At 65.4% G+C, this 24,156-nt stretch carries 25 protein-coding genes; 9 read left to right on the top strand and 16 right to left on the bottom strand.

The window, feature by feature from the left end; all coding sequences use genetic code 11:
- Positions 1-251: 251 nt before the first annotated feature.
- From hpt to dacB, 4 genes are all read right to left on the bottom strand, one after another.
- Complete coding sequence (hpt, locus tag RQH14_RS07280; RefSeq protein ID WP_026540856.1) at positions 252-803, bottom strand: hypoxanthine phosphoribosyltransferase; 552 nt, start codon at positions 801-803, stop codon at positions 252-254.
- 31 nt (positions 804-834) lie between these two features.
- Positions 835-1,905 (bottom strand): tRNA lysidine(34) synthetase TilS, encoded by a 1,071-nt coding sequence (gene tilS / locus RQH14_RS07275; protein WP_311212655.1) that lies wholly within the window; start codon positions 1,903-1,905, stop codon positions 835-837.
- A 116-nt stretch (positions 1,906-2,021) separates the two neighbouring features.
- On the bottom strand, positions 2,022-3,143 hold the full coding sequence (locus tag RQH14_RS07270; RefSeq protein ID WP_311212654.1) for a zinc-dependent metalloprotease: 1,122 nt from the start codon (positions 3,141-3,143) through the stop codon (positions 2,022-2,024).
- A 61-nt stretch (positions 3,144-3,204) separates the two neighbouring features.
- Positions 3,205-4,647, bottom strand: a complete 1,443-nt coding sequence (gene dacB, locus RQH14_RS07265; protein WP_311212653.1) for a D-alanyl-D-alanine carboxypeptidase/D-alanyl-D-alanine-endopeptidase — start codon at positions 4,645-4,647, stop codon at positions 3,205-3,207.
- Positions 4,648-4,859: 212 nt separating this feature from the next.
- Between dacB and RQH14_RS07260 the strand changes: the two genes are divergently transcribed.
- From RQH14_RS07260 to RQH14_RS07230, 7 genes are all read left to right on the top strand, one after another.
- On the top strand, positions 4,860-5,348 hold the full coding sequence (locus RQH14_RS07260; protein WP_024818962.1) for an inorganic diphosphatase: 489 nt from the start codon (positions 4,860-4,862) through the stop codon (positions 5,346-5,348).
- Between the two features lie 236 nt (positions 5,349-5,584).
- Positions 5,585-6,565 (top strand): hypothetical protein, encoded by a 981-nt coding sequence (locus RQH14_RS07255; RefSeq protein WP_311212639.1) that lies wholly within the window; start codon positions 5,585-5,587, stop codon positions 6,563-6,565.
- A complete protein-coding gene (locus RQH14_RS07250; protein ID WP_311212638.1) occupies positions 6,562-7,365 on the top strand; it encodes a hypothetical protein in 804 nt (267 codons plus the stop codon). Before RQH14_RS07255 ends, RQH14_RS07250 begins: the two co-directional genes overlap by 4 nt.
- A 46-nt stretch (positions 7,366-7,411) precedes the next feature.
- Positions 7,412-8,047, top strand: a complete 636-nt coding sequence (locus RQH14_RS07245; RefSeq protein ID WP_311212637.1) for a hypothetical protein — start codon at positions 7,412-7,414, stop codon at positions 8,045-8,047.
- Positions 8,019-8,669 (top strand): hypothetical protein, encoded by a 651-nt coding sequence (locus RQH14_RS07240; RefSeq protein ID WP_311212636.1) that lies wholly within the window; start codon positions 8,019-8,021, stop codon positions 8,667-8,669. Before RQH14_RS07245 ends, RQH14_RS07240 begins: the two co-directional genes overlap by 29 nt.
- 71 nt (positions 8,670-8,740) lie before the next feature.
- Positions 8,741-9,340: a hypothetical protein gene (locus tag RQH14_RS07235; RefSeq protein ID WP_311212635.1), complete on the top strand. Its 600-nt coding sequence runs from the start codon at positions 8,741-8,743 to the stop codon at positions 9,338-9,340.
- 91 nt (positions 9,341-9,431) lie between these two features.
- Positions 9,432-9,920 (top strand): phage tail protein, encoded by a 489-nt coding sequence (locus tag RQH14_RS07230; protein WP_311212634.1) that lies wholly within the window; start codon positions 9,432-9,434, stop codon positions 9,918-9,920.
- A 79-nt stretch (positions 9,921-9,999) separates the two neighbouring features.
- Here the strand turns inward: RQH14_RS07230 and RQH14_RS07225 are convergent, their stop codons facing one another.
- The 3 genes from RQH14_RS07225 to RQH14_RS07215 are packed head-to-tail and all read right to left on the bottom strand — an operon-like array spanning position 10,000 to position 12,031.
- The gene (locus RQH14_RS07225) at positions 10,000-10,575 is read right to left on the bottom strand and encodes a DUF3618 domain-containing protein (protein ID WP_311212633.1); all 576 of its coding nucleotides are present in this window, start codon (positions 10,573-10,575) and stop codon (positions 10,000-10,002) included.
- On the bottom strand, positions 10,572-11,003 hold the full coding sequence (locus tag RQH14_RS07220; protein ID WP_311212632.1) for a phage holin family protein: 432 nt from the start codon (positions 11,001-11,003) through the stop codon (positions 10,572-10,574). The genes RQH14_RS07225 and RQH14_RS07220 overlap by 4 nt, the downstream gene beginning before the upstream one ends.
- The gene (locus RQH14_RS07215; protein ID WP_311212631.1) at positions 11,000-12,031 is read right to left on the bottom strand and encodes a hypothetical protein; all 1,032 of its coding nucleotides are present in this window, start codon (positions 12,029-12,031) and stop codon (positions 11,000-11,002) included. The genes RQH14_RS07220 and RQH14_RS07215 overlap by 4 nt, the downstream gene beginning before the upstream one ends.
- Positions 12,032-12,215: 184 nt before the next feature.
- Between RQH14_RS07215 and RQH14_RS07210 the strand changes: the two genes are divergently transcribed.
- Complete coding sequence (locus tag RQH14_RS07210; protein WP_311212630.1) at positions 12,216-13,298, top strand: aromatic acid exporter family protein; 1,083 nt, start codon at positions 12,216-12,218, stop codon at positions 13,296-13,298.
- A 3-nt stretch (positions 13,299-13,301) separates the two neighbouring features.
- On the opposite strand, the gene RQH14_RS07205 is transcribed toward RQH14_RS07210, so the two are convergent.
- Both RQH14_RS07205 and rfaE2 read right to left on the bottom strand, forming a co-directional pair.
- Positions 13,302-14,336, bottom strand: coding sequence for an NAD-dependent epimerase/dehydratase family protein (locus RQH14_RS07205; RefSeq protein ID WP_311212629.1), 1,035 nt, complete (start codon positions 14,334-14,336; stop codon positions 13,302-13,304).
- Positions 14,337-14,345: 9 nt separating this feature from the next.
- Positions 14,346-15,959 (bottom strand): D-glycero-beta-D-manno-heptose 1-phosphate adenylyltransferase, encoded by a 1,614-nt coding sequence (rfaE2, locus tag RQH14_RS07200; RefSeq protein ID WP_311212628.1) that lies wholly within the window; start codon positions 15,957-15,959, stop codon positions 14,346-14,348.
- Positions 15,960-16,121: 162 nt separating this feature from the next.
- Here rfaE2 and RQH14_RS07195 point away from each other — a divergent pair, with 162 nt between their 5' ends.
- Positions 16,122-17,297 (top strand): glycosyltransferase family 9 protein, encoded by a 1,176-nt coding sequence (locus tag RQH14_RS07195; RefSeq protein WP_311212627.1) that lies wholly within the window; start codon positions 16,122-16,124, stop codon positions 17,295-17,297.
- On the opposite strand, the gene RQH14_RS07190 is transcribed toward RQH14_RS07195, so the two are convergent.
- Genes RQH14_RS07190 through RQH14_RS07160 form a run of 7 tightly spaced genes read right to left on the bottom strand, consistent with a single transcriptional unit; the run spans position 17,263 to position 24,092 of the window.
- A complete protein-coding gene (locus RQH14_RS07190) occupies positions 17,263-17,958 on the bottom strand; it encodes an SDR family oxidoreductase (protein WP_311212626.1) in 696 nt (231 codons plus the stop codon). The genes RQH14_RS07195 and RQH14_RS07190 overlap by 35 nt on opposite strands.
- 46 nt (positions 17,959-18,004) lie before the next feature.
- Positions 18,005-19,444 carry a PfkB family carbohydrate kinase gene (locus RQH14_RS07185; RefSeq protein WP_311212625.1) on the bottom strand — a complete coding sequence of 480 codons (1,440 nt, stop codon included), beginning with the start codon at positions 19,442-19,444 and terminating at the stop codon, positions 18,005-18,007.
- Complete coding sequence (locus tag RQH14_RS07180) at positions 19,441-20,085, bottom strand: SIS domain-containing protein (RefSeq protein WP_311212652.1); 645 nt, start codon at positions 20,083-20,085, stop codon at positions 19,441-19,443. The genes RQH14_RS07185 and RQH14_RS07180 overlap by 4 nt, the downstream gene beginning before the upstream one ends.
- Positions 20,086-20,105: 20 nt before the next feature.
- Positions 20,106-21,374, bottom strand: coding sequence for a glycosyltransferase (locus RQH14_RS07175; protein WP_311212624.1), 1,269 nt, complete (start codon positions 21,372-21,374; stop codon positions 20,106-20,108).
- Positions 21,371-22,456, bottom strand: a complete 1,086-nt coding sequence (locus tag RQH14_RS07170; RefSeq protein ID WP_311212623.1) for a glycosyltransferase — start codon at positions 22,454-22,456, stop codon at positions 21,371-21,373. The genes RQH14_RS07175 and RQH14_RS07170 overlap by 4 nt, the downstream gene beginning before the upstream one ends.
- The gene (locus RQH14_RS07165) at positions 22,453-23,541 is read right to left on the bottom strand and encodes a glycosyltransferase family 9 protein (RefSeq protein ID WP_311212622.1); all 1,089 of its coding nucleotides are present in this window, start codon (positions 23,539-23,541) and stop codon (positions 22,453-22,455) included. Before RQH14_RS07165 ends, RQH14_RS07170 begins: the two co-directional genes overlap by 4 nt.
- Positions 23,538-24,092: an HAD family hydrolase gene (locus tag RQH14_RS07160; protein WP_311212621.1), complete on the bottom strand. Its 555-nt coding sequence runs from the start codon at positions 24,090-24,092 to the stop codon at positions 23,538-23,540. Before RQH14_RS07160 ends, RQH14_RS07165 begins: the two co-directional genes overlap by 4 nt.
- Positions 24,093-24,156: the final 64 nt, after the last annotated feature.

The following is a 24,156-nucleotide window of genomic DNA, read 5'->3' as shown; positions in this document are numbered from 1 at the left end:
GCCCCTCGCACCCCTTAAGCACAAACACCGCACCCACACCCGCCACACGCACCAGAGGTTACAGGCGCGAACGGCGGAAAAGGCGCGACCCAAAAAACGCCACCCGATGCACCCATTCACCCCCGCGGCGCCCGCTACTGCCCCTCGCACCCCTTAAGCACAAACACCGCACCCACACCCGCCACACGCACCAGAGGTTACAGGCGCGAACGGCGGAAAAGGGCGCGGCGGCGTGAAGAGAAGAAGTGCGCTTACTCGTAAACGTGCGGGGCCAAGGTGCCCACGAAGTCCAGGTTGCGGTACTTTTCGGCGTAGTCGAGGCCGTAGCCCACCACGAATTCGTTGGGGATGTCGTAGCCAACGTACTTGACGTCGATCTCCACCTTGGCGGCGGTCGGCTTGCGGAAGGCCGTGCAGATCTCGACGCTGGCCGTGCCACGGGACTCGAGGTTGGACTTGAGCCAGGAAAGGGTCAGCCCGGAATCGATGATGTCCTCAACAATCAGGACATCCTTGCCCATGAGGTCGGTGTCAAGGTCCTTGAGGATCCGGACAACGCCGGAAGACTGGGTACCGGAACCGTAGGACGAGACAGCCATCCAGTCCATGCTGACATGGCTGTGCAGTGCGCGCGCCAGGTCAGCCATGACCATGACCGCACCCTTGAGGACACCGACGACCAAGATGTCGCGGCCCTCGTAGTCCTTGTCGATCTGCGCCGCGAGTTCCGCGATGCGCGTTTGGATCTGCTCTTTGGTGTAAAGAACGTGCTTGAGATCTGCCTGGACGTCGTTTGAATCCACCAATGGCTCCTGTTTTGATGCTCGGGTGCGGCTACTGTTGGGACGGTTTCTGATGCCGGAATACTAGCTTCCCACAGCGCGCGGCTTCGCGGGGACCGCCGTCGGCCGAATCACGCGCACGACTGGCAGCCGGAGCACCGGCGGAAACCGAACGCTCCTGCTCCAAATCGCTGAGGGACAACCGGTAGACACTGACGTGGCCGGGAAGTTCCACGGGCCCGGCTGACCCTTGGCGTCGAAGCAGCGCTTCCGCAGCTTGGAGGCGCCCGTAGCCGGGTTGTTGACCCCCGACGTCGGCGGCAGCCTTCGCGATGACACGGAACCTCAGCGCTGCCGGCAGCCCACGTACGGCGTCTTCTGGAAGCCATGCGTCGCCGCCTTCACGCCGGACAAGTGAGAGATAGGTCTCGTTGGCCAGATCTTCGAGGAAATCGGCGTCCTGCTGCAGGATGGCGGCGGTCCGGGCAAGCGACTCGGCGACCCCCGGCCCCAGCTTCTCTTCCAGGACAGGCATGACTTCCACGCGGGTCCGGGATCTGGCAAAGGCGGGGTCGGCGTTGCTGGGATCGTGCCAGGGGGAAAGTTCCTCGACCTCGCAGATTTCCAGGGTCTCGTCTCGACGAAGGCCCAGGAAGGGGCGGAGAAGGCGACCACGGGCAGGCCTCATCCCCGCCAAAGACCGAGTCCCCGAACCACGGGCCAAGCCCAGCAACACCTGCTCAGCCTGGTCGTCCAGGGTGTGGCCGAGAAGGATCGCATCACACGCCAGGTCCTCAGCAGCAGATTCCAACGCAGCATGCCGGGCGTCCCTGGCCGCGGCCTCGGGCCCGAATCCAGTGGCCGCGACTTCTACGGTGCGCACTTCCACCGGAGACAGACCCAGCTCGCGCAGCACCGTGGCAGTCCGGGAGGCGACCTCTGCAGAACCCGGCTGCAACTGATGATCCACCACCACGCTGGCAACAGCTATCGGATGTCCATCGACGTGGCCACGCCGGCCGAAGTACGCGGCAACAGTTGCCAGGGCCAGCGAATCCGGCCCACCGCTGCAGGCTACGAGCACCCGCTGGGGGTAACCCGCGGAGGCCAAGGCGTTCTGCAACTGTTTCCGCGCCTTGCCGACGACCGGCGCAAGACGCCCGGGCCGCCGTCGACCCTTACCGCCGGGACCGGCAGCGGAATCGACGCCGGAGCCAACGGCAGAACCGGAAGGAACGCTCAAAGCCCCATCCGCTCAAGCCACAGCTTGGAGTTGTGGATCTCTTCTTCGGTGGGGAGATACTCGGCGGATTCCCACACCCGGTTGAAGCCTTCCATGCCTGCCACGGCCACGACTTCGCGCACGAACTTGGCGCCATCGGTGTACTGGCGCATCTTCGCATCCAGGCCGAGGAGGTTGCGGATGAACTTCTCCACTACGCCGCGGTCCTTGCCGCGCTCGTTGAAGCGCTGGCGGATGGTCTTCACCGAGGGAACGATGCTCGAATCAACGGCATCCATCACCACGTTGGCATGGCCCTCGAGGAGGCTCATGACGGCTGTGATGTGGGACAGGGACGCCTTTTCCTCAGGGTTCTGGAGGAGGTCCAGGATGGCGCCGCGGCCGGGAGTCTTGTCTGAGGGAGTGCGGTCGCGCAGGGACTTGGCCACCGCACCAGCACGCTCCACCAGGGAGTCCATATTGCCCAGGAGGTTGCCGCTGAGCTTCTCGATTTCGTCGAGCATATGGTGCCGGAGCCAGGGCGCGGCCGCGAACTGCACGCGGTGGGTTTGTTCATGCAGGCAGACCCAAAGGCGGAAGTCGTCCGGGTGGACGTTGAGTTCGCGCTCCACGGAAATGATGTTCGGCGCTACGAGCAGGAGCCGGCCACCCGCGGGAGCGTTGGAATCGGGGGCCAGTGCCGCGAAGGGATCGTACTGGCCAAGAACCTTGCTGGAAAGGAATGCGAGTACGGCGCCAAGCTGGGTGCCGGTGATGGCTCCGCTGGCAGCGGCCGCGGCGGGAGTCATGGCCACACCGTTGCGGCTGTCCAGCATCGTCTTCAGCGCGGGCTGGAGCATCACCGCGAAGCTCTGGGTATTGGCTTTGGACCACGAGGCCCGGTCCACCACCAGGACGTGCGAGTCACGCAGGTCCCTGGCAGCCTCCAGACCGGTGATGTCGTGGACGTGCGGGACGGAGATATCCGCGTTGAAGCGCAGGTTTTCCACCGCCTTGCCAATCTCCCCGGCACTAAGCTCCGGACCGGGAGGGGCAAGCCGGGCAGCCGTAGAGGCGGCCAGGTCCCAATTGATCAGGGACGGGGCCCCTGCTGACGAATCGCGGGCAGATGACACCATACGGACCATCACACCACACGAGGCTGACAGCGGGCTCTTAAGTTCGCTCCGCGCGGAGCATTCAGCCCCGGCAACCGCACGAGGCCAACGCCGACGCCGACCGGTCCATGGCCACCTTGTTGGCAGCAGCCCCCGGTTCAAGGTCGTTGCCGATGAAGGAGAACACCAACAAACGCCCGTCGGCGTCCACCACGTAACCGCTCAAAGCGATCACCGTATTAAGCGTCCCCGTCTTGGCCCGGACCAGACCGGCGCCCTCCGCGGTAGTGGCGTCCACATACCTGTCGTCCAGGGTTCCGGTCAGCCCGGCCACCGGGAACCCGTCAAGCGCGGTGCGCAGAGAGAGGTCCGGTCCGCTGGTGATCGCACGGACCACCTCGGCGAACTGGCGGGCACTGACCTGGTTTTCCAACGCCAGTCCGGAGGCGTCGGCCAACTGCATCGAACCGGTGGCGATCCCCAACTCCCCCAGCCGTTGCCGCACGGCCGCAGTGGCGCCGTCGTACGTGGCCTTTTGACTGGAAGCCAAGGCGGTCATCCGCCCCAGCGCCTCGGCGAGGAAGTTGTCCGAGGACTCGAGCATGAGGTCCACCTGCTCGCTGACTGTGGCCGATTCCGCGGCCGCCAGCACCTTGGCGGGGAGACCCTTGCCGCGTTCGACGCCGGGACTCACCGCAACGCCGGCAGCCGCCAGCTGTTCGGCGAACGCCTGGGCGGTAGTGACGGCGGAATCCTGAGGGCGCGGACCTGTCAAGACATCCGGAGCGTAGCGGCCTGAGTTCAGCGCGAGGGAAAACAACGGTGCTGTCTCGCCGGCGGCGACGTCGTCCAGGCTCCACGCAGGGTTAAGGGGTGCGCCGGCGAAGAGTGAGTCGTCCACTTGCACGGTGACCGGTCCCTTGATGCCGGCCGCAGCCAAAGCCGCCGCAGTATCCGAGGCCAGCGAAGCGAGACCGGCGCGCCCAAGAACAGCAGCCGGATCCGATGATGAAGCACCCAGCAGGACGTCCCCTCCCCCGGTCAATACCACTGTTGAGGGGTCCTCGGAAGCGAGCACCCGCGTGGTGAAGCGGGACTCCGGACCGAGGGCTTTCAGCGCAGCCACGGCGGTCAGCAACTTCATATTGGAGGCAGGGATCCGGTTGGCGTCGGCGTCGCGGTCAAAGAGGACCTTGCCGGTGGAAGCGTCCATCACCATGCCACTGATACTGCCTCCGCCGGCCGGTTTCAGCGTGGCATCAAGCTGCCGGGCAACTTCAGCGGGGATTGGAAGGGGAGCATCGGGATTCAGGGGAAGCACTCCGCTGACGTCAGCCAAGCGGTCTGGCTCCTGCTGCCAGGCGGGCACCGGGGGTGACGGCTTGGGCATGCTCAGCAGGCCCGGCACCATACCGGCTACCACCACGGCACCGAGGCACAGCAGGACTCCAGCCAACAGCACCGGCCATTTCAAGCGCCCCCACGCCGAAGATACCCAGCGGGCACCCCCGTTTTTAACGCCCATCATGTAAGTTGCTTGGTCCTGTCAGTCCTGAAATGTCCCCGCCGGTTCAAGAAACCCGGGCCTCTCGCTATATCCTCAATAGTAGTCGGCGGCACCGGCTGCCCTTTTGCCTGCCGCCAGCCCCGGGCTGAGCAGCCTGCCTGAGGCACCGTCACCCGTGACGGCCGCTTCGGCGGAGCGACGCCCCACCCACACCCGTCAAGGAGCATTCCATGAAGCACGACGTGACCATCGAGATCCCCAAGGGATCGCGCGTCAAGTACGAAGTTGACCACGAAACCGGCCGTGTCCGCCTGGACCGCGTCCTGTTCACCTCCATGCAGTACCCCACGCACTACGGTTTCTTCGAGAACACCCTGGGCGAAGACGGCGATCCGCTGGACGCACTGGTGCTCCTGCAGGACTTCGACCTCCACCCGGGCGTCATTGTTGAATCCCGCCCCATCGGCGTCTTCAACATGACCGACGACGGCGGCGGCGACGCCAAGGTCCTCTGCGTCCCCGTTGACGCACGCTTCGACCACATCCAGGAAGTCAGCGACGTCAGCGAATTCCTGATCAAGGAAATCGAGCACTTCTTCACGCGCTACAAGGACCTGGAGCCCGGCAAGTGGGTCAAGGCCGAGGGCTGGGGCGACCGCGCCGCTGCCGAAGCCGAGCTGGAAGCCTCCATCAAGCGCTACGTTCCGGCAGCACACTAGTCCTCCCCCTACTGAGTCGCGGTTAAGCGCGTTTGACCGCTCAAAACGCGCACTGGTGCGACTCAGTTGGGTCCCGACGGCGGCTGGTACGGTTCCCCGCGAACCGCACCGGCCGCCGTCGTTCTTTAACGTCTTCTGCCCGCGTTGTGCACATGGGCATGTCTCCCCATCGCGGTAACCCACGGGTCCGCTTAGGCTGGGACGAGACTTTTCGATGCCTTACACAGGGGGTTCATATGGCTGGGTTCTACGGCGCGGACATCACGCAGCTTCGCAGTCTGGCCGGCGTGATGGGCAAAGCTGCCGACGCCATCAGCCTGCAAAGCACGCAGTTGTCCAATGCCATCAATTCCACAACAGCTTGGCAGGGCCGGGACGCAACGGTGTTCAAGGGCGATTGGAACTCCCAGCATCGGCAGAGCCTGGTCAAGGCCGCCAATATGCTGCGCGAGAATGCCAGCCAGCTCAAGAAGCACGCCAACCAGCAGGAGTTCGCCAGCCACAATGATGGTTCGGGCTCGTCGGTGGGTGTCCTCAAGGACGTCTATGACACCGCGATGGGCGTCAAGGGGTTGGCCGCCCCGTTGTGGACTGCCTACAAATACCTCAAGCTTGGCAATGCGGAATGGGTGAAGACCCGCGAGGTCCTGACCAACTGGCGGGCCGGCGGAACGGTTGTCCGCGACGCCATGACCGCGCTGCGGAACGGTGAGAAAGTCACTGACGTCCTCACCGACCTCAAAGCCAACATCCCTTACAGCCAGGCGTTCCAGGATGCCAGCAAGTTCTCCAAGGGCCTCCGCGTGGCCGGAGCGCTGGCGGCACCGCTGAACATCGTGGGCGGAATCAGCGACATGATCAACCCCCAGCACGATGGCTGGCGCGGCACTGGCGACCGCGTTGCCGGTGGCCTGTCCGTGGTGGGTGGCGTAGGCAGCATCATGCTCATGACAGCAGGCGGCGCGGCCCTGCTGGGGCCCATCGGCGCTCCGATCGTGATCGGTGCGGGCATCGTCGCCGGCGCTTGGGCGCTGGGCAACCTCGTAGCTGACAACTGGGACTCCATCAGCAACTTCGCACGCAACCCTGGCAGCTACATCGCCGATGGTGCCAAGGAGGTGGCGGGCTTCGCCAAGGACGTAGGCAGTAAGGTGGCAGACGGGGTCAGTGACGCCGCCAAGTCAGTCGGAAACTTTGTCGGAGGGATATTCGGATGACCACCAGCACCATGAAATGGACCCAGCGGGACATCGAGGCCGCAGCCAAAGTCCTGGCCTCGGCCAGCGCAGTAGGCGCGCCCTTGCCTACGCTGACCGATGAAGAAGTTGTAGCCCTGGACGGCGTTCAGCACGAACAGCTGGTGGCCCTGCCGTGGCTTTCGGCCCAGGACGCCAGCAAGGAACTGATGTGCGCCATCGCCTTGCGTGGCCTGCTCGCCAAGGAAATCGTGTATCCGGTGGTCTTCGAGGGCGAGACCGAACCGTCCCGCCTGCACGCCACGGAAGAAATCACCGGCGCCCTCACCCTGCGCCGCAGCGGCAGCAGCGTTGTCTCGGTGGAACGCACCGTGTCCACCGGCAAGCGTTGGCTCTACGGCTACCTTCATGACGAAGGTGTCCTGCTCGAGGAAGTGGACGAAAGCGGCTTGCACGGCTTCACCGTGGTCACCCGCGACCAACTGGTTCCGCGCCTGGCGGAATTCGTGGACCCCCAGCAGGCTGCCGCCCGCGACACCGAACCTGCCCTTTACACGGAAGCCCAGTTCGAGGCGCACGCCGCCACCGCCTTGGCCGACACCCAGGCCGCAAGCAACGTAGTGGCCTTCAACTCCACAACCAACGAATTCCCCACGGTCACCGTTTACACCGGCCCGTCCGGCGTCCACGTGCTCACCCCGCGCGTGGAGGGCTCGCCTGAATCCGGCCCGGAGCAGGCAGAATCCGTAACGTTCGAGCTGCAGGAAACCTCCGCGGCATCGTTGGCCCGCGTCCTGGGCGGACTCGCCGGGCTGGCCTGATTCTCTGCACCCAAGCCGCACACCGCCGTCGAGCTGAAAGTCCCTCATGAGCACTTCGAAGTCCATCACCCTCACTGGGATGCTTGACCCTGTCAACGGCCGCCCCGTTCGACGCCATCCTGACACCGGCGCGTACTTCGTCAAGGCTTCGGGCAGTGCCCACTTCTGGGGTCGTGTCCTGGATGCAGTCGTCTTCCTTGTGGGCTACGCGATCCTGGCGGCGGTTGCCGCGGTGATCCGTGAGTCCATGATGAACAGCGGCTCGGCACTCGGATACAACGACGGTGTGTGGCTGACCCTCTACGTTGTCCTGTGGTTCGTGGGCCTGTTGGTCTACGGAATGATCTGGGGAACCGTGGGCAGCGTGGGCGACGCCGCTGCGGGCATGCGCTCGGTGCGGATCAAGAACGGCACGACGGCGGGCGCCTGGTTGGGTGGATGGCGGGCCATCTGCTGGTCCTTCTTTCCGTTCTTCGTGGTGATGCTCATCGCCTCCGCCGTCAGTGGTGGCGGAGACGACACCTGGGATCCGAAGTTCGCCGCTATCGATCGCCGCTCCGGCATTGCGCAGGGCCAGCCGCCCGTTCCGGACCCCAAGGTCGCTGCCGCCGAACAAGCCGCTGCGGCTGATCAGCAGAACCTGCCCAACCTCTATGGCCAGCGCCCGGATGCACGGCCGTAACTGGCTGGTCCGCCGTGTTGAGCGCAAGCTCGCCCCTGAACTGGGACAGCTCCGCTGTGTAGCGTCCTCCTGGCACATCTACTGGAAGGTCCTCATCCCTTGCCTCGTGGTGGGGTTCATTTTTGGGGCCATCGCAGAGTTTGTCAGCCCCATCCGGTCCACCCGGGAAGCCGAGCACTTCAACGATCCCGCGTTCTTTGTGCTGACCAGCATCCTGACGGGTCTGGTGCTGTGGTCCATGACGCTTCTGGGCAGCTTCCGGAAACTGCTGGTGTTCGACGGCGGAATGGTCGCCAAGTACACGCAGAAACAGACCCTCGTGGTGATTCCCTGGGCCGACATCACGCCCGGAACCATCAAAGCCGTGACCACGGCCGACGGCACTGATCCGGACCGCCGATTGGTGGCACGCCGGAAGATTTCCCTGGGAGCCGGAGGCCGGAGCGCCGTGGTTTTCCAGGCCCGCGACATGTTCTGGGTCTTCGCTTCGAACCAGGATCCCGCCCCGTTGGTCCTGGCCATCCACGGGGCCATGAATGATGCAGGAATACCCGGTGCCGCGCGGGCAGCGGCAGGTGCGCTGCCCGCCGTCGTACTTACCGGGCGGATGGCGCTGGACTGACCGGCCTGACTGAACAATGGGCGAAATTTGCCCTTGCAGACCGTCTACCAGCCGGTAGCATGTGATCCACTATGTTCACTCTCACCATCAACCAACGCGACAGCCGCCGCGACGGCGACCTTGTGCCGCAGCTGCTCAAGGACCTGCGGCACATTCCTGCGCGGCTCGACTTTGACCGCTCGGTTGAAGATGAGGTGCAGGGCATCGTCGAATCGGGCCACCAGGCCGTGGAGACTGCCCTGATCGCGCTCCGGTCCAGCCAGTGGTACGTAGGAATCGGCGTAGGACCCATCAATGAGCCGCTGCCCAACCTGGTGAAGGACGCGTCAGGCCACGGCTTGGTGTACGCGCGCCGGGCCGTCGACAGGCTGCGCAACGGCAAAGAGCGGATCCCCGTGGCCGTGGACGGACCATTGAGCGCGTTGGCTGCAGAGGCCGAGGCAGTCCTGCGGCTCCTGGGACACATCGTCCAACACCGCAGCGCAGCGGAATGGCGGGTCCTTGACCTGCTCACACCGGGGGTCCGAGGACAGCAAAAGGCCGTGGCCCAGGAGCTGGGCATCACCACGCAGGCGGTCAGCAAGGCCCTGGCCCGTGCGCAGTGGTCCGAGGAACACGCCGCCCGGCCCGCCGCAGCCCGGCTTCTGCACCTGATCCTGGAAGTGCGCTGATAGGTTCATCACCGGCGGGGCCTTGGGCCGCGCTAGCATAGGTCCCACCACGTCTGACAGCGTTCAGCCGCGTGCCTGACCAGGAGGGCCTATGCCGTACACCGTTGACTTCGAGAATGTCTCTACTGTCGGTTTGGAATCGTCCCCCATGGCCGAGGCTGCCGCAGGATTGCGCGCCAACGAGGCCCGCTATTTCCGCAACAAGTACAAGCACGTCTTCACCGTGAGCCCGGCAGAAGAGCTTCCGGCAGTGGTGGATCGAGTGAGCCGGATCCTGCGCGAAGAACGCGACATCGTCATTGAGTCCCGCCCGCTGGAGGCCACGGCCTTCCAGGTTGAAGACCTCCACATGGCCTACGTCTTCTTTGAGTCAGGACTGTCCGTCAACGTGATGTACAGCCTCGAGGACGGGAAAAGGGCAGTGGGGTTCAAGCTGTCCGACGGGATGGAGATCCCCGCCGAGTTGGAAGCAAAGTTCAAGTTTGCCCGGCAAAAATCAAAGCTCGCCGGAGTGATCCGGGGCTCCTACTTTGTCATCAAGGGTGAGTACCCTCCTACTCCTGCCCAGACGCAGGACTGACCCAACTGAGTCGCAGTTAACGCCGTTTTGAGGGCTCAAAAAGGCATTAACTGCGACTCAGTTGGGTCAGCGGGGGAACTTACTGGTTGCTGATGTTGTCCTTGGCTGTGCCGGCGCGGTCCTGGACATCAGCTGCCGCTGCCTGGCCTTCGTCCTTGACGTTGGCGGCGGCTTCCGTGGCGCTGTCCTTGACGTTCTGCATGGCGTCCTGGGCAGGCTCGCGCAGGTGCTCGGCGACTTCCTGGGCCGCGTGGCTCAGTTCGTCGGTCAGGGGCTGGGCCGCTTCCTTGACGGCTTGGGCGGCTTCGCGCTCCTTGTCCGAGGCCGGAAACAGCGAGGACACCAGCAAGCCTGCGCCGAACGCCATCAGACCGGCAGCGATCGGGCTGCCCTGGGCCTTCCGTGTGATCACCTGCGGGGCATCGCCGATGTCCGAAGCAATTCCCGAAACGGCATCCTGTGCATGGTGGGCTGCGTTTCCGGCCCTGTCCTGCACGTCGTCACGGGCGCCGAAGACGGCCGTCTTGATCTTGTCTACCCTGCGATTGACGATGTGCGACGGCGTGACTTTGTCCGCTACAGCGTCCACGTTGGTGCTGAGCCGCCTGCGGGTTTCTTCGATATCGGCGCGCAGTGCGTCGGGGTTCTGCGTCATCGTGTCTCCTCAGTATTTGGTTTCAGAGCGGGGGGTATTTCCTTGACGGTCTCAGCGGTCCGCGGCATGCCCTTGATGGCGTTCAGCTCCTTGCGGCCAATCGTGGCCAGGATCGCCGCGATGATTCCCCAGATGACCGCAACAATCACTGCGGACCAGCCGAGGCCGACCAGCTGCCCCAAAGCCCACCAGAGTGCGATGGACAGGAACAGCACGGTGATATGGCCGGCCCATGCGGCCCCGGCCAACATTCCGGCACCCTTGCCGGCCTTGGTGGCGGACTCTTTGAGTTCCACCTTGGCCAGTTCCACTTCCTGGCGCATCAACGTGGACACATCACGCGTCAGGTCGCTCAGGAGCTCACCAAGGGGAAGGGTCTCCGCCTTCACGTGGGCTTCTGTGGGAGGCAGATCGGTGGGACTGCTCATCGGTGACCTCCATACTGGGGGTCGTCCGGATCAAGGGGGCTCTCCGGGTCAATCGGTCCTGCCAACGGATCACCCTGGGCCTTGACCCCACCTGCGTCGACTTCGGGGTAAGGGAGCGTGGATCCGTCGTACCCACCGGTGGTTCCGGCGTCATAGCCCGTAGCTGCGCCTCCTGCAGCTACCCCGGTGGTGGTGGCCGAACCATATCCTGCAGTGGTTGCCGTCGGTCCAGGGAGGTCCACTGCTGGAGGTGTTACCGCGCCGCCCTGAGTTGGGTAGTAAACGGCACGGGGCGTCTCCGTGGTGGCCGGCGTGCCGCTTGCGGAGGCTTCGTCGGAGGCGTTGCCTGCCATGCCTCGGCCGAGGCGACCGGCGAGGACACCGGCTCCAGCTGCCAGCAGGAGGAAGGCTCCGGGCTTACGACGTGCGAAACCCTTGACTTCATCCAGCAGCGAGCCGGGATCGCGGCCTTCCAACCACTGGGCAACGGCGGAGGAGCGTTGTGCTGCCTGCTGGACCAGATCCGTAGCGACGCCACCGTTTTGGCTCGAATTTGCCATGGTGGACAGTTCATCGGAGATGGAACGCAAGCCTTCGGCAACACGCTGCTGCTGGACCTGGGCTTGGTCCGTCAGTTCACCCTTGGTCTGCGTCAACAGTTGGCGGGCATTGACTTTGACTTCGTGGGCCACGTGTCCGGCCTCGGACTTGGCGGTGTCCACGACTCCGCCGGCGGCGTCGCTGACGGCGCCTGCCACTCCCGCAGCTTCCTCCTTGGCAGCATCCACCTTGCCGGACGTGCCAGAAGTGCCGGACGTGCCAGAAGTGCCGGACGTGCCTGAAGTGCCGGAATAGTCGGAACCGGTTCCCGAGCCAGCGGGGGTTCCACTGATTCCCCTGGTTCCCGCAGTTTGGGTCTCAACGTCGGCCGAGTCCAAGTAGTTTCCCGTGAACGGTTCGGTGCCTGCATGGGCACCGGTGTTTGGCGCCGCGAAGCTTCCGTCCTGCGGCGATTTGCTCTCAGTCATTATCGCTCTCTTTCCACAGTTGGCAGGCTGCGGACAGCAGCCGGGATAGTAAGTATCGTTACTATCAATGGGTGTGTACCCGCTTGCTGCGGTTCTAATCACCCCATCGAACGAATTGATGTCCCTGCTCACGTTCTGCACTTTCCGCTCGACAGCCGGGACCATACCTGCGAATGTTGGGGTGATGAGCCAACTGCCCACGAGGCGACGGCTGATTCCCGCGCTTCGAAAAACTGTCACCCGCCACCGACTCCTGTTTGCTGCCAAAACGGCCGTTGCAGCAGGCCTCGCTTGGTACCTCGCTCCCTTCATGCCCGGCCCTGCAGCTGCGTATCCGTACTATGCGCCGCTGGGCGCCTTGGTCAGCATGCACCCCACCGTGGCCGACTCCGCCAAACATGGGCTCCAGAGCCTGGTGGGGCTGGTACTGGGCATCGGCATGGCCTTCGCCATCACCACTGTCGCCGCTCCTACTGCCCTGGCTGTTGCCGTGGTGGTGGGCCTTGGCGTGCTCATCGGCGGCCTTCCCCGGCTTGGCACTGCGTCCGAATGGATTCCCATGGCGGCGTTGTTCGTCCTGGTGCTGGGCGACTCCAACGCGGAGGGGTTCTCCTTCGCCTACGTCCTCCAAATGGCCTTGGGCGTCACCGTTGGATTCGCGGTGAACTGGCTGATCTTCCCGCCCCTGCACCTGGACGACATCGATCCCGCCATCGCCGGACACCAAGGCGCTTTGTCCCGCCAACTCAAGGACATGGCCAAGGCCATGGAAGAGTCCTGGCCGCCCAACCACGAGGCCTGGGCCAGCCGCAGCGACGAACTCTCGCTCACAGCAGCCGCCGTGCGGACTGCGGTGCACCAAGCTGAACTGAGCGCCAAAGCGAACCCCAGGTCCCGTCGTCGTGCAACCCGCCTGCCCAGCGACCTCGCCGGGCTGCGAACCCTTGAACGGCTCACGTTCCACGTCCAGGACATCACCGACGTCTTGGCCAGCGCCATCTGGGAGGAGGGCGCGGGGACGGTCATCCCGGACGCCGTGGTGGCCCCGCTCTCGGAAGCCCTGGAATCCGTAGCGGCTGTAGTGGACCACTGGCGGGACGCCGAGAATGGTGAGCTGGCCAACCGACTGGCACGGGCGAAGGACAGCATCGGCGTCCTCAGCGATGCCGTGGCAGAGGCCGCCGCTGACCAATCCCCAGTGAACGCTCCGGCTTCGGTAGCCATGAGCCTGCGACGGATCCTGACCGTGGTGTTGTCCTCCGAATAACGGCTAGCGCGGTTCCAGCGGAGGCGAGCCCTTCCGGCCCTTTCCTGCACCGATCCCGTCCAGCATTTCCGCCAGCGACTCCAGCGAGGAGTGCTTGGGAGACCAGCCCAACAGAGCGTGCGCCCGGGCCGTATCCATGATGGGGGCGTTGGCCGCCATGTCCACCCATCCGCCGTCGGTCACCTGCAGCCGGAGCCTCCAACTGACCTCGACGACGGCGCGGAGCACCGGCAGCGGAAACGGCATGACCCGCCGGGCGTTGAGAATCCACGCCAAGGCGTTGGGGTCGATGACCGGCTCGGCGGCGATGTTGAAAGCACCTTCCGCCTTGCGCTCCAGCACTCGCCAGTAGGCATCAGCGACGTCGGCCGTGTGGGCGGCTTGGAACACCATCTCCTTGGGGATGGGGAGGAACGGCAGCCAAGGCTTACGCGGAACCAGCCGGGGCAGAACCCGGCCCAGGAAGTAGCGGCCAACCTCGCTGCCGCCACCGGCACTGAACATCAGCGCCGGACGGAGCCGTGCCACCACTACGTCCGGGTTCTCCTTGGCAAAACCGTCCAGGAGCCTTTCCTGCGCTGCCTTGTCAGCGCTGTAATGCGAGCTGCTGATCCCGTCTGTGGGCCAGTCTTCCTTGGTCCGTTGGTCTTTGGGTGCAGGCGAATACGCGCCCACGGACGATGCGCACACGACGTGTCCCACTCCGGCTTTGCGCGCGGCTGCCAGCACGTGGGCAGTCCCGGCCACGTTGGTCCGACGAAGCATCTCCCGGTTGTGGTTCGGTTGGATGAGCCAGGCCAGATGAACCACGGCATCCGCTCCTGCCAAAGATGCTTCCAGCGCGGGCTGATCCCCGGCGGCGCTGATGTCCAAGGTGTGCCACTCCACACCGTGATAGGGAGCTGCGTCCGGATCCGGTTGCCGGCGGACGACACCCACGAGTTCCAGGTCCGCGCCTTCTTCAGACCGTGCTTTCTGGAGCCGCTTCAGCAGTTCCGTGCCGCCGTGCCCTGTTGCACCGATGATCACAATACGCATGATGATTCCTTAGGCCTGCGGGGTTTCGCCCGTGGAACGGATGCGTTCCAGGACTGCTGTGGTGGAGTGTTCCGGCACGTAATCCAGGATTGTCACGATGCCGCCGTACCGCTCCACGGCTTCGGTTTCCTGCAGCATTTCCGGCGTATAGTCGCCGCCTTTGGCATAAACGTCCGGCCGCAGGAGTTCGATGAGCGGTATGGGCGTAGGGGTCTCGAACACGGTGACATGGTCCACGCAGCTCAGTGCGGCGATGACTGCTGCGCGGTCGGCCTCGTGGTTGACCGGCCGGTCCGGACCTTTGAGCTTTCGCACGGACGAATCGCTGTTCAGCGCCACCACCAACACGTCGCCCAACTGCTTGGCCTGGTTGAGGTAGCGGGTGTGGCCGCGGTGAAGGACATCGAAGCACCCATTGGTCAGCACAATCCGCTTACCCTCCCGGCGATGCTCCTCCACCTGCCTCGCCAACTCCGCGTCCGTTAGTGCTGTATCAGCGAACCCTTGGAGGTGTTTGGCCAGCTCGTCAGTGGTGCAGACGGAAGTACCTGGCCGGTGCACCACGACATCGGCCGCGGCTTGGGCCAGATCCACGCTGGTGGTCAGCGGCAGTCCGGCCGCCCGGGCAATAGTCAAAGCCGCCACGAACGTGTCGCCGGCGCCAGAAGCCTGCTTTTCTGCTTGCGGCCGCGCCCACGTCCGGTGGGTGGCCGGCTTTGAGGAATCGCCGGTGGGCCGGATGGTCAGGGTCCCCTCCCGGTCCAACGTCACGACGACGGCGGCCGCACCTGAGGTGCGGAGGAGCTGGTCCGCGTGGGCTTCCACGAAGGGGCACCTGGCAGCACCCCCGGGATACTCTGTCCCCAACAGCCTGGCCGCTTCCTGCGCATTTGGTGTGGCGAGGTCAGGCTGGAGGCTTGCCCAGCGTCCCGGATAATGGGCATCCACCACCACCAGGGTGTCCTGCCGGGCAGTGGCAGCTCCGGCTTCCGCGGGATCCGTCGTGTGGCTCCGAGGACCCAAGTGCTCAAAAATTGCGTCCCGCACCTCACCTTCCATTGCCCCTGCCCCGTAGTCGCAGAGCACTACAGCTGACGAGCCGCGGAGTGCTTCGGGGATGGCTGCGGCCACCTGTCGGAGGCCAACTGCGGGGACCTCGTCCGCGGCGTCGTCCAGGCGCAGCATCACCTGCCCGCCACTGCTCACACGGAATTTGGTGGTGGTGGTCATGTCCGCATGGGACACGACATGCGAGACGTCCACTCCTGCGGACTTGAGCTGCTCAAGGAGCGTGCGGCCTCCTGAGTCCTCTCCCACGATTGACACGAAACGAACGTTCGCCCCCATCGCGGCGAGGTTCATCGCAGTATTTGCCGCACCTCCGGGAGCGAAGTCACGGCGTTGGACCTGAACCACAGGCGCCGGGGCTTCACGGCAGAACCGCTCAATGGTGCCATCCCACCAGCCGTCGAGGATGGAGTCGCCGATGACCGTTACAACAGGACGGGACTCAGCCAAACGGCCTGGCAACCAGTCAGCCAGGCCCTCTTGATTCGCCAGGCCCTTTTGATTTACCTTGCCGTCTTGATTGGGCCGACCCTCTTGATTGGATAGGCGTGCCATGGGGTACCTTCCGATTGGGGCTTACAGTTTCCTGTTCCCCTCAGGTACCCCGAGCCGCGGGCTTCACACGCCGGACCCGGGAGATTCCGCCCGGGAGTTTCTGCTCGGAATCGAAGTGCCGGGAGAACCAGCCCGCCGTCTTGCCCGCGAAAGGAATCATCCATGGAGAAACCGCTGACGACTCCAAGCCCCGGGGTGGGTCCAGTCCTGGAGAAGTTCAGCGACGTCCAGCGGATTGCGGTCCTCAGGGGCGGTGGCCTGGGCGACCTGATGTACCTCTACCCGGCCCTTCACGCCGTGAAGAACGCGTACCCCGACGCCACCATCACGCTTCTGGGCACGCCGATCCACGCGGCAGTGGTGGCTGCGGCGGAAGGTCCGGTTGACGCCGTCGAGATGCTGCCCGTGGCACGCGGCGTCCACGACGGTCCCCGCAACGGCGAGCGCTTTGAGGACGATGCTGAGGACCTCGCGGCGCAGGAGGCGTTCTTCGGCGCGATGCGGTCCAGGGAATTCGATGTTGCGTTTCAAATGCACGGTGGCGGACGGTTTTCCAACCCGTTCCTGCTTCGTCTTGGTGCGCGGCACACCGTGGGCACGCGCACCAAGGACGCGGTGCCGTTGGAGCGGAACCTTGATTACGTCTACTACCAGAATGAACCGGACCGCTGGCTGGAGGTTGCGGGTCTCGCCGGAGCTCCGGGCACCTTCTCCCCTCCCTTGTGCCCCAGGCCTGAGCATCGGCAGAACATGGCGGGATTGCGGGATCCGCAGCGAACATCGCTGGTAGTGGTCCACCCGGGTGCCACCGATCCCCGGAGGCGATGGCCGGCGTCGTATTTTGCTGAAGCCGCGGCGGGGTTGGCGCGGGAAGGGGCCCAGGTGCTGATCGTGGGCGACCACACCGAGAAGGCGTTGGCGCAGGAAGTAGCGGAAGCGGCGGTTCGCCAACTTCCTGGGGGTGGCAGGAACGCCGTCCGGTCCGTGGCCGGCGAGCTGGACATTGGAGATTTGGCTGCGCTGCTGTGGGAGGCAACGGTGATGCTCGCCAGCGACAGCGGTCCCCGGCACTTGGCACAGGCGTTGGGGACACCCACGGTGGGGATCTTCTGGGTGGGAAACGTGCTCAATGCGGGGCCTCGTGGCAGGAGTCTGCACCGCGTCCGGATGTCGTGGGCTACGGAGTGCCCCACATGCGGAGCTGACGTCACCCAGGTGGGATGGACCGCGCCGTACTGCGGCCACGACGACACCCTCATCAGGGGCATCGCCGTGACCGACGTTGTTCAGGACGTGCTGGACCTTACGGCCACGAGCCTTCTTCTGCGGGGCAGATAAGGAGTTCGCGGACCTCGCTGCCGAACGGCTGGGAGAGGGCGAACACCACTGCTTGCGCCACGTTGGCGGGATCGTTGAGCTTGGAGTCGTCCTGCGGCTTGTATTGTTCGTCGCGGTCGTCAAAGAAGTGGGTCTTCATGCCACCGGGGATGATGGTGGTGACGCCGATGACTCCCCCGGTTTCGGCGGCCAAGGCACGGCTGAAGCCAATGACACCGAACTTCGAGGCGCAGTACGCCGTGGCATCCGGCAGCGCCCGAAGTCCCAGCGTGGAGGCGATGGTGATGGCCCGTCCGCGGGATCCCTTCAGGTACGGCAACGCCGCACGGACCACGGAAACCGTGCCCAGGAGGTTCACTCCAATGACCTTTTCCCATTCTTCCGCCGGGACGTCGCCCAATTTGCCGCAGCGATCAATGCCGGCGGCAGTGACCACTCCGTCCAGGCCGCCCATAGTTTCGGCAGCCTCCTTGACGGCAGCTTCCACTGCTTCACGGTTGGAGACGTCCACTTCCAGTGCTTTGGCCCCGGTCACGTTGCTGACATCGCGGTCGAAGACGAAGGGCGTGCCCCCGGCGTCGCGGATGGCCTCCACGATCGCAGCGCCAAGGCCGGAGCCGCCTCCAGTGACGATGACGCGACCAGGTGTTTGCGTGTTCATGCGGTTCCTCTCGGTTGATCGTGCTTGGTTGGCTTGGGTGACGTTGTCAGCTGACTTTGGCCAGTGCTGCAGCCAGGCCGCTGGTGGAGCGTGCCGGATGGAAGGGCACAGTGACGCAGCGCCCTCCCCAACCTGCCACCAAGCGGGCTTCCGGCAATTCTTCGGGGGTGTAGTCGCCTCCCTTGACCCAGATATCGGGCCGTATTTCCGTGAGGCAGGCCTCGGGGGTGTCCTCGTCGAAGACCATCACGGCGTCAACGCATTCGAGAGCCAGCAACAACTCCGCGCGGTCCTCCGCGCTGACGATTGGCCGGTGCGCGCCTTTGATCCGCCTGACCGATTCATCGGAATTCAGGCACACGATCAGGCAATCACCCATGCTGCGCGCGGCAGCCAAGGTGCGGGCGTGGCCGGCATGGAGAAGGTCGAAGCAGCCGCCGGTTGCCACCACCGTGCCGCCCCTGGACCGCAAGGCCCGAGCCAGTTGGACGCCGTCCGGGTCAAGGTCGCCGGCGCCCACCAGTTCCAGGCCCTTCAGTTCGACGACGGGACCGGGTTCGACGACGGGACTCACCTCAGGCGCTTCATCCGATGCCGCCGCTTCGGTCACCACCGTCAGCGATGCCGCTCCGCCCGCTGCCAGGAATGCGGACGCATCCTCCACTGCCCGCGCGGCGGCCTGCTCGAGGTCCAACCCAAGCCCCAAGTGCACGGCAAGGCTGCCGGCCAGTCGGTCGCCGGCTCCGCAGGGGTCACTGACATTGGTTCTGGGGGCGGGGATACCCAGCGCCGCACCAGCTGACAGCAAGAGCGCCCCGGCTTCGCCTTTGGTCACCAGAACCGCACCACTTCCCCACTTTTCGAGGAGGTACCGGCCTGCTTCTTCGGCACCTGTGGGCGATTCGATCCCGGCGGTTTTCGCCGCCGCCATGGCCTCGGCAAGGTTCGGCGTCACGACGGCGACCCCCGCCACCGGCTCGGAACCGGCAGGATGCGGGTCCCACACCACGGGGACGCGACGTACGGCGAGGGCGAGCGCTGCACGGATCTCCGTGTTGGCGGTGATTCCCCGGCCGTAGTCGGCCACCACAATGGCCTCTGCCGACGCGATGGCTGCAAGCATCTCCCCCGTGCTGGCGGGAACAGGGGCCTGGGCGCACCCTTGGTCGAACCTGACCATGGGATGAGCACCGATCCTCACCCGCGTCTTGGTGGGCGTTGGGGCGAGCGGGACTCCGGCGAGCACCGAGACACCGGACAGTGCGCGCCTGAGGTGGCTGGCGCCGTCGTCATTGGACAGGGCGGTGACCAGCGAAACGCTGTGGCCGTCCTGCGCGAGCACGGTAGCCACCAGTCCAGCGCCACCAGCACGACGCCGGACGTCGGCGACGTCCACCACGGGCACCGGCGCGTCGGGGCTGAGCCGGGTGGCGGTCCCGTTGATGTCGACGTCCAGGAGAACGTCGCCTACCACTGTGATCCTCATGGCTGCCGCGCTCCGAAGGAGTATGGGCCCGAGCCTGCCCGCTTGGCGACCTCGGCATCAAAGGCCCGGCACACGGCATGGATGGCGATGAGATGGCCTTCCTGCGCATTTGCAGAGAGGGCGGCAACGGTGATGGCTTGATCGCAGGAGTCGGCCAGCGGGTTGGGCCCGGCGCCGGTGAGTGCCCACGTGGTGATGCCGCGTTCCTTGGCTGAACGGACGGCTTTGAGCAGGTTGGGGCTGCGTCCGCTGGTGGAGAGCAGGAGGAGGACATCGCCCGAACGGCCATGGGCCCTGACCTGGCGGGCGAAGACTTCCTCATAGCCGTAGTCGTTGGAGAGCGCCGTGACAGCCGAGGACTCGGCGTGGAGGGAGATGGCGGAGAAGGGGGCGCGTTCGTCATCGAACCTGCCCACGAGCTCGGCCGTCAGGTGCTGCGCCTCAGCCGCCGAACCGCCGTTGCCGGCCGCCAGCAGGCGTTGCCCGGCCAGCAGCCGCTTGGCCAGCTCCGTTCCCCACCCGGCTAATAGCCCCGACTGCGAGCGCAGCGACTCCAGCGCGGGCAGGACGTTGTCCAGGTGTTTGGTGACCTCGGCGTGGTGGGTGGAATTACTGGTGTCCGGGGCCCAACGGCTCGGCAACGTGTCAGGGACTTTGATGTTCACTGTGCCGTTCCTTCCAGTGGTTCCAACCCTTCGTCGGCTTGCCGCGACAGCCCGGCAGCCAGGACGGATCGGTAGGCTTTCTCGGTGTCCGCTGCGATCCGTTCCCACGAGTAGCGGGAGCGTGCCCGGAGTGCTCCGGCGCGACCCATGTCCGCCCGCAAGTCCGGATCGCCCAACAGCTTTCCGAGCGCCCCGGCCAGGGCTTCGGGATCACGTGGCGGGACGTGCAGCCCGGTTTTTTGGTCCACCACCGTTTCCCGCAGGCCGCCCACGGCTGCCGCCACCACCGGGACGCCGCACGCCATGGCTTCAAGGGGCACAATGCCGAACGGCTCGTACCAGGGTGCACAGACTACGGCGTCCGCACTCCGGAAGATGCCGGGCATGGCGTCGCGGGGAACTTGGCCCCGCATGGTCACCTTGTCCTCGACGCCCAGCTCTTTCGCCAGGGAGTGGAGCCGTTGGGCCTCCGGGTCTTCCTCGAGGGTCAGCGCGTCACCGGAACCGCCGACAATCAAGAGTTCGACGTCGTTGAAGCCCGCCTCCGCCAGAAGGGGCAGGGCCTGGATGATCAGGTCCACGCCCTTGCGTTGCACAAGGCGTCCCACGCTCAGGATCCGATGCGTGCGGGACCTGGATTCGACGTCGGACGTTCCCGGGAACAGCGTGAGGTCCACGCCACAGGGGGCAATGGAAATTTTGGATTGGCTGATGCCCAGGGCCTTGAGCTCAAAGACCTCGTCCGGGCACGTGGCGATGACCCAGTCCGCAGCGCGCCCAACCCAGGGTTCCAGCCATTCCCTGCCGGGCGGACTGGTGTCGGCAGCACCTTGGTGGCGGCGTTTCACCGAGCCAAGGGCATGGAAGGTCTGCACCACGGGAACGGGATCGGCTGCCCCTGTCCGTCGTGACGCTTGGACTGCAGCGAGTCCGGACATCCAGAAGTGGGCGTGGACGACGTCGGGGATCTGGTCTCCCCAGTCGGCGCAGATCCCGTCGGCCAGCTCCCCCATGTAGGGCAGGAGTTCGTCCTTGGGGATGTGCCTGGGCGGGCCGGCGTCAACGTGAACCACGGTGAGTCCCGGCCCAACCTGCACCTTTGCGGGGAGTTGGGGGTCGTCCCGCCGCGTGTACACCGTGACCTGATGGCCGCGATCTGCCAGGGCTGATGAAAGTGCCGCCACGTGGACGTTCTGTCCTCCGGCGTCAACGCCTCCCAAGGCGGCCAGCGGACTGGCGTGTTCGGAGACCATGGAGATTTTCATGGGTGCGTCCTCTCTATGTCATGGCTGCCGTTTGTGTCTTGGCTGGCCTTGTGGTCCTGGCGGGTGAAAGCCGGTCCGGATTGCGGATGGGCTCCCCGGCGCTTGCCCTGGGGGAGTTCGGCCAGGAGTTCGTCCCAGGCCCGAAGGAACTTGTTCAGCCCATAGCGTTGCAGCGCGGCCTCGCGGGCCCTCATGCCCATGGCGTAGGCGTCGTCGGGGTCGTCCAGTAGCCGCCTGGCGAACTTTTGGAGCTCGTCGACGTCGTTGGAGACCAAGCCTGCCCCGTGCGGAATGGCGCGGCTCGCCTCAGTGGTGGCCAGAGCCAGGACGGGCATGCCAAGGTGCATGGCTTCCAGCAATGCCAAGCCCAGCGAGGTCCAGCGGAGTGGGTGGAGGTAGAGGCGGCAGCGGGCCAGCTCTTGGTGGAGTTGGGGCGCCTGCACGTCGCCGGCGATATGCAGCCGGACCTCGCTCAGCCCGTAGCCCTTGAGATTCAGTGCTCCGGGCAGCGCTTCCGTGCCCATACCGAAGACCCGCAGCGGCCCCACCCCGGCGAACCCGGGCAGAAGATCGGTTCCCGTGACGCGGCCACGCCGGACGGGTTCGTTGACAACCACCCCCATCTCTTCCTGTTCGCCGGTGTACAGGTGCCCGGGGTCGGGGATGCCGTGCTCGATCACGGCGGTGGTTGCCGTCCCCGTGTCCCAGAAGAGCTGGTTGAAATGGGTCACATGGACCACCGGGATGGTGCTCTGGTCCGCCAACGGGTGCAACGTAAACGGGACGTCGCCCTTGGGGGTGTTGTGCTCCAGGTAGACGGCGGGCAGGTCAATGCCCGGGCGGCGGCCCAGGGAACGGGCCACTGCCGCGATCTCCTCGGGCCTCTGCAGGACAACGGCGTCAACGGCGTCAGGGTCCAACGTCTCCAGGTCCACTTCCTGCGCGGCGGCAGGCCACTGACGGCCGCCGCGCCCCAAACCCCACGCGCCGCCGTCGGACGATGCCGGCAACAAGTACTCATGCTGGCCACGGACGAATGCCTCCATCCATCCGCCGTGGACATGCCACACCAGGATCCTCATGGCTTCCAAACCTTTCGTCGGGTGGACAGGGAGGACACGCCCCCCAGGAGCCTTTCAACAGCTTCGACAACCTGCTCCGGGGTTACCGAGCTCAGACAGGGATGGCCGGGAACCGGGCAGAGGCGGGCCCGGGAGTTCTTGCAGTGCGCCTCCTGGTCTCCCAGCAGTTCCAGCGGAACCCCGTAGGGAGCCCATCGGATGGCCGGAACCACCGGGGCGAACAGGCACACCACGGGCGTTCCCACCGCTGCCGCCAGATGGGCGGGGCCGGTATTGCCGGTGACCACGACGGCGGCTCCCGCCAGTACCGCTGCAAGCGTTCGGAGGTTCGTTCCGCCGCCGAGGTTCCGGGCAGAGGGGCCGGCCACTGTTGCTGTCAGTGAGGTTTCGCCCGGGCCGCCCGTGACCACCACCCGGTGGCCATACGCCTCCAGGAGTTCCACGGTTGCTGCGTGGTGCAACGCGGGCCAGGCCCTTGCCGCCGCAGCGGATCCGGGGTGGACCACAATGTACGGTCCTTCATCGGCCAGTTGCTGGGCTACCCCTTCCGGATCCGGGCCGGTGGTGATGCGCAGCTTTCCGTCGTCGCCGTTGGGCAGCTCGTAGCCGCCGGCCCCCGCGATGGTGAGCGCCCGGACCACTTCCGGCTGGTCCTCCGGAAAGTCTTCCCCCGGCTTGAGCCGGACATCCAGCAGGGAGCCTGCGTAGTCCGTGGAAGCACCCGTGATCTTTTCGACGCCCGCCAAGCGAAGGAGCATCGCCAGCGGAAGCGGAGACTGATGGAAAGAGGTGAGGATCACCGCTTCCTGAATCCGTGAACTGCGGACAAAGTCGATCAGTCCGCGGGTCATCTCTTCGGTGACAGGGGGCGCCGGGTTCACTATCCACGGGCACGCCCAGGTGTGTACCTGGGTCACTCCCGGCAGCATCTCCGCCGCGCTGGATCCCTCGGGGCCGCAGAGCAGCATCACATCATTGGGACGGCTGCCGTCGGGCCGACTGCCATTGGCCACGGCGCGCAAAGCCGGTCCTGACAGGAGGACGTCTCCCATGCTGTCCAAGCGGGCTACCAGGACGCGGCTCATACAGGGGCATCCTGTTCGTCCAGGGCCCCGGAGAGCAGGAGCTCCACGGCATGGCCCAGGTCCTGGGCCACGACGGCGGCAGCCTCGATCTCCTCACGCCGGGTGATGTCCGTTGGTACCAACACGGCCCTTGCACCGGCGGCAGCAGCGGCCTCCATGTCGGCACCAATGTCCCCAATGAAGGCGACCTGCCCCGGAGTGATACCCAAGGTGCTGCACGCTCCCAAGATCATTCCAGGCTCAGGTTTGCGGCAAACGCAGCCGTCCTCCGGTCCGTGCGGGCACACTTCCCACACGTCGAACGGACCCAGCATCTGCTCCACCCGTTGATTGACGGAGTGCATTTGCTCCAGCGTCAGCAGCCCACGCGCCACGCCCGACTGGTTGGTCACCACACCGGTGGCCAGTCCAGCCCGGCGAACTTTTTCGAGGGCAGACAAGGCACCGTCCATGGGCCGCACCAGCTGCGGATCGCCGTTGTAGGGCACGTCAACAACCAGTGTTCCATCGCGGTCAAACAGGACCGCCTTCAACGTTCCGGTTCCTCCCATACCCGCAACGTTCCCCAGTTCTCCGAACGCTAAACAGTGAAACGGTGAGAAGTTCGGTGCCGCT

This window comes from Arthrobacter sp. WCS2018Hpa-7, from assembly GCF_031843805.1.
In the GTDB taxonomy this organism is placed as follows: domain Bacteria; phylum Actinomycetota; class Actinomycetes; order Actinomycetales; family Micrococcaceae; genus Arthrobacter.
The sequence above is the reverse complement of the archived record's forward strand: the minus strand, read 5'-3'. Positions and strand labels throughout refer to the sequence as shown.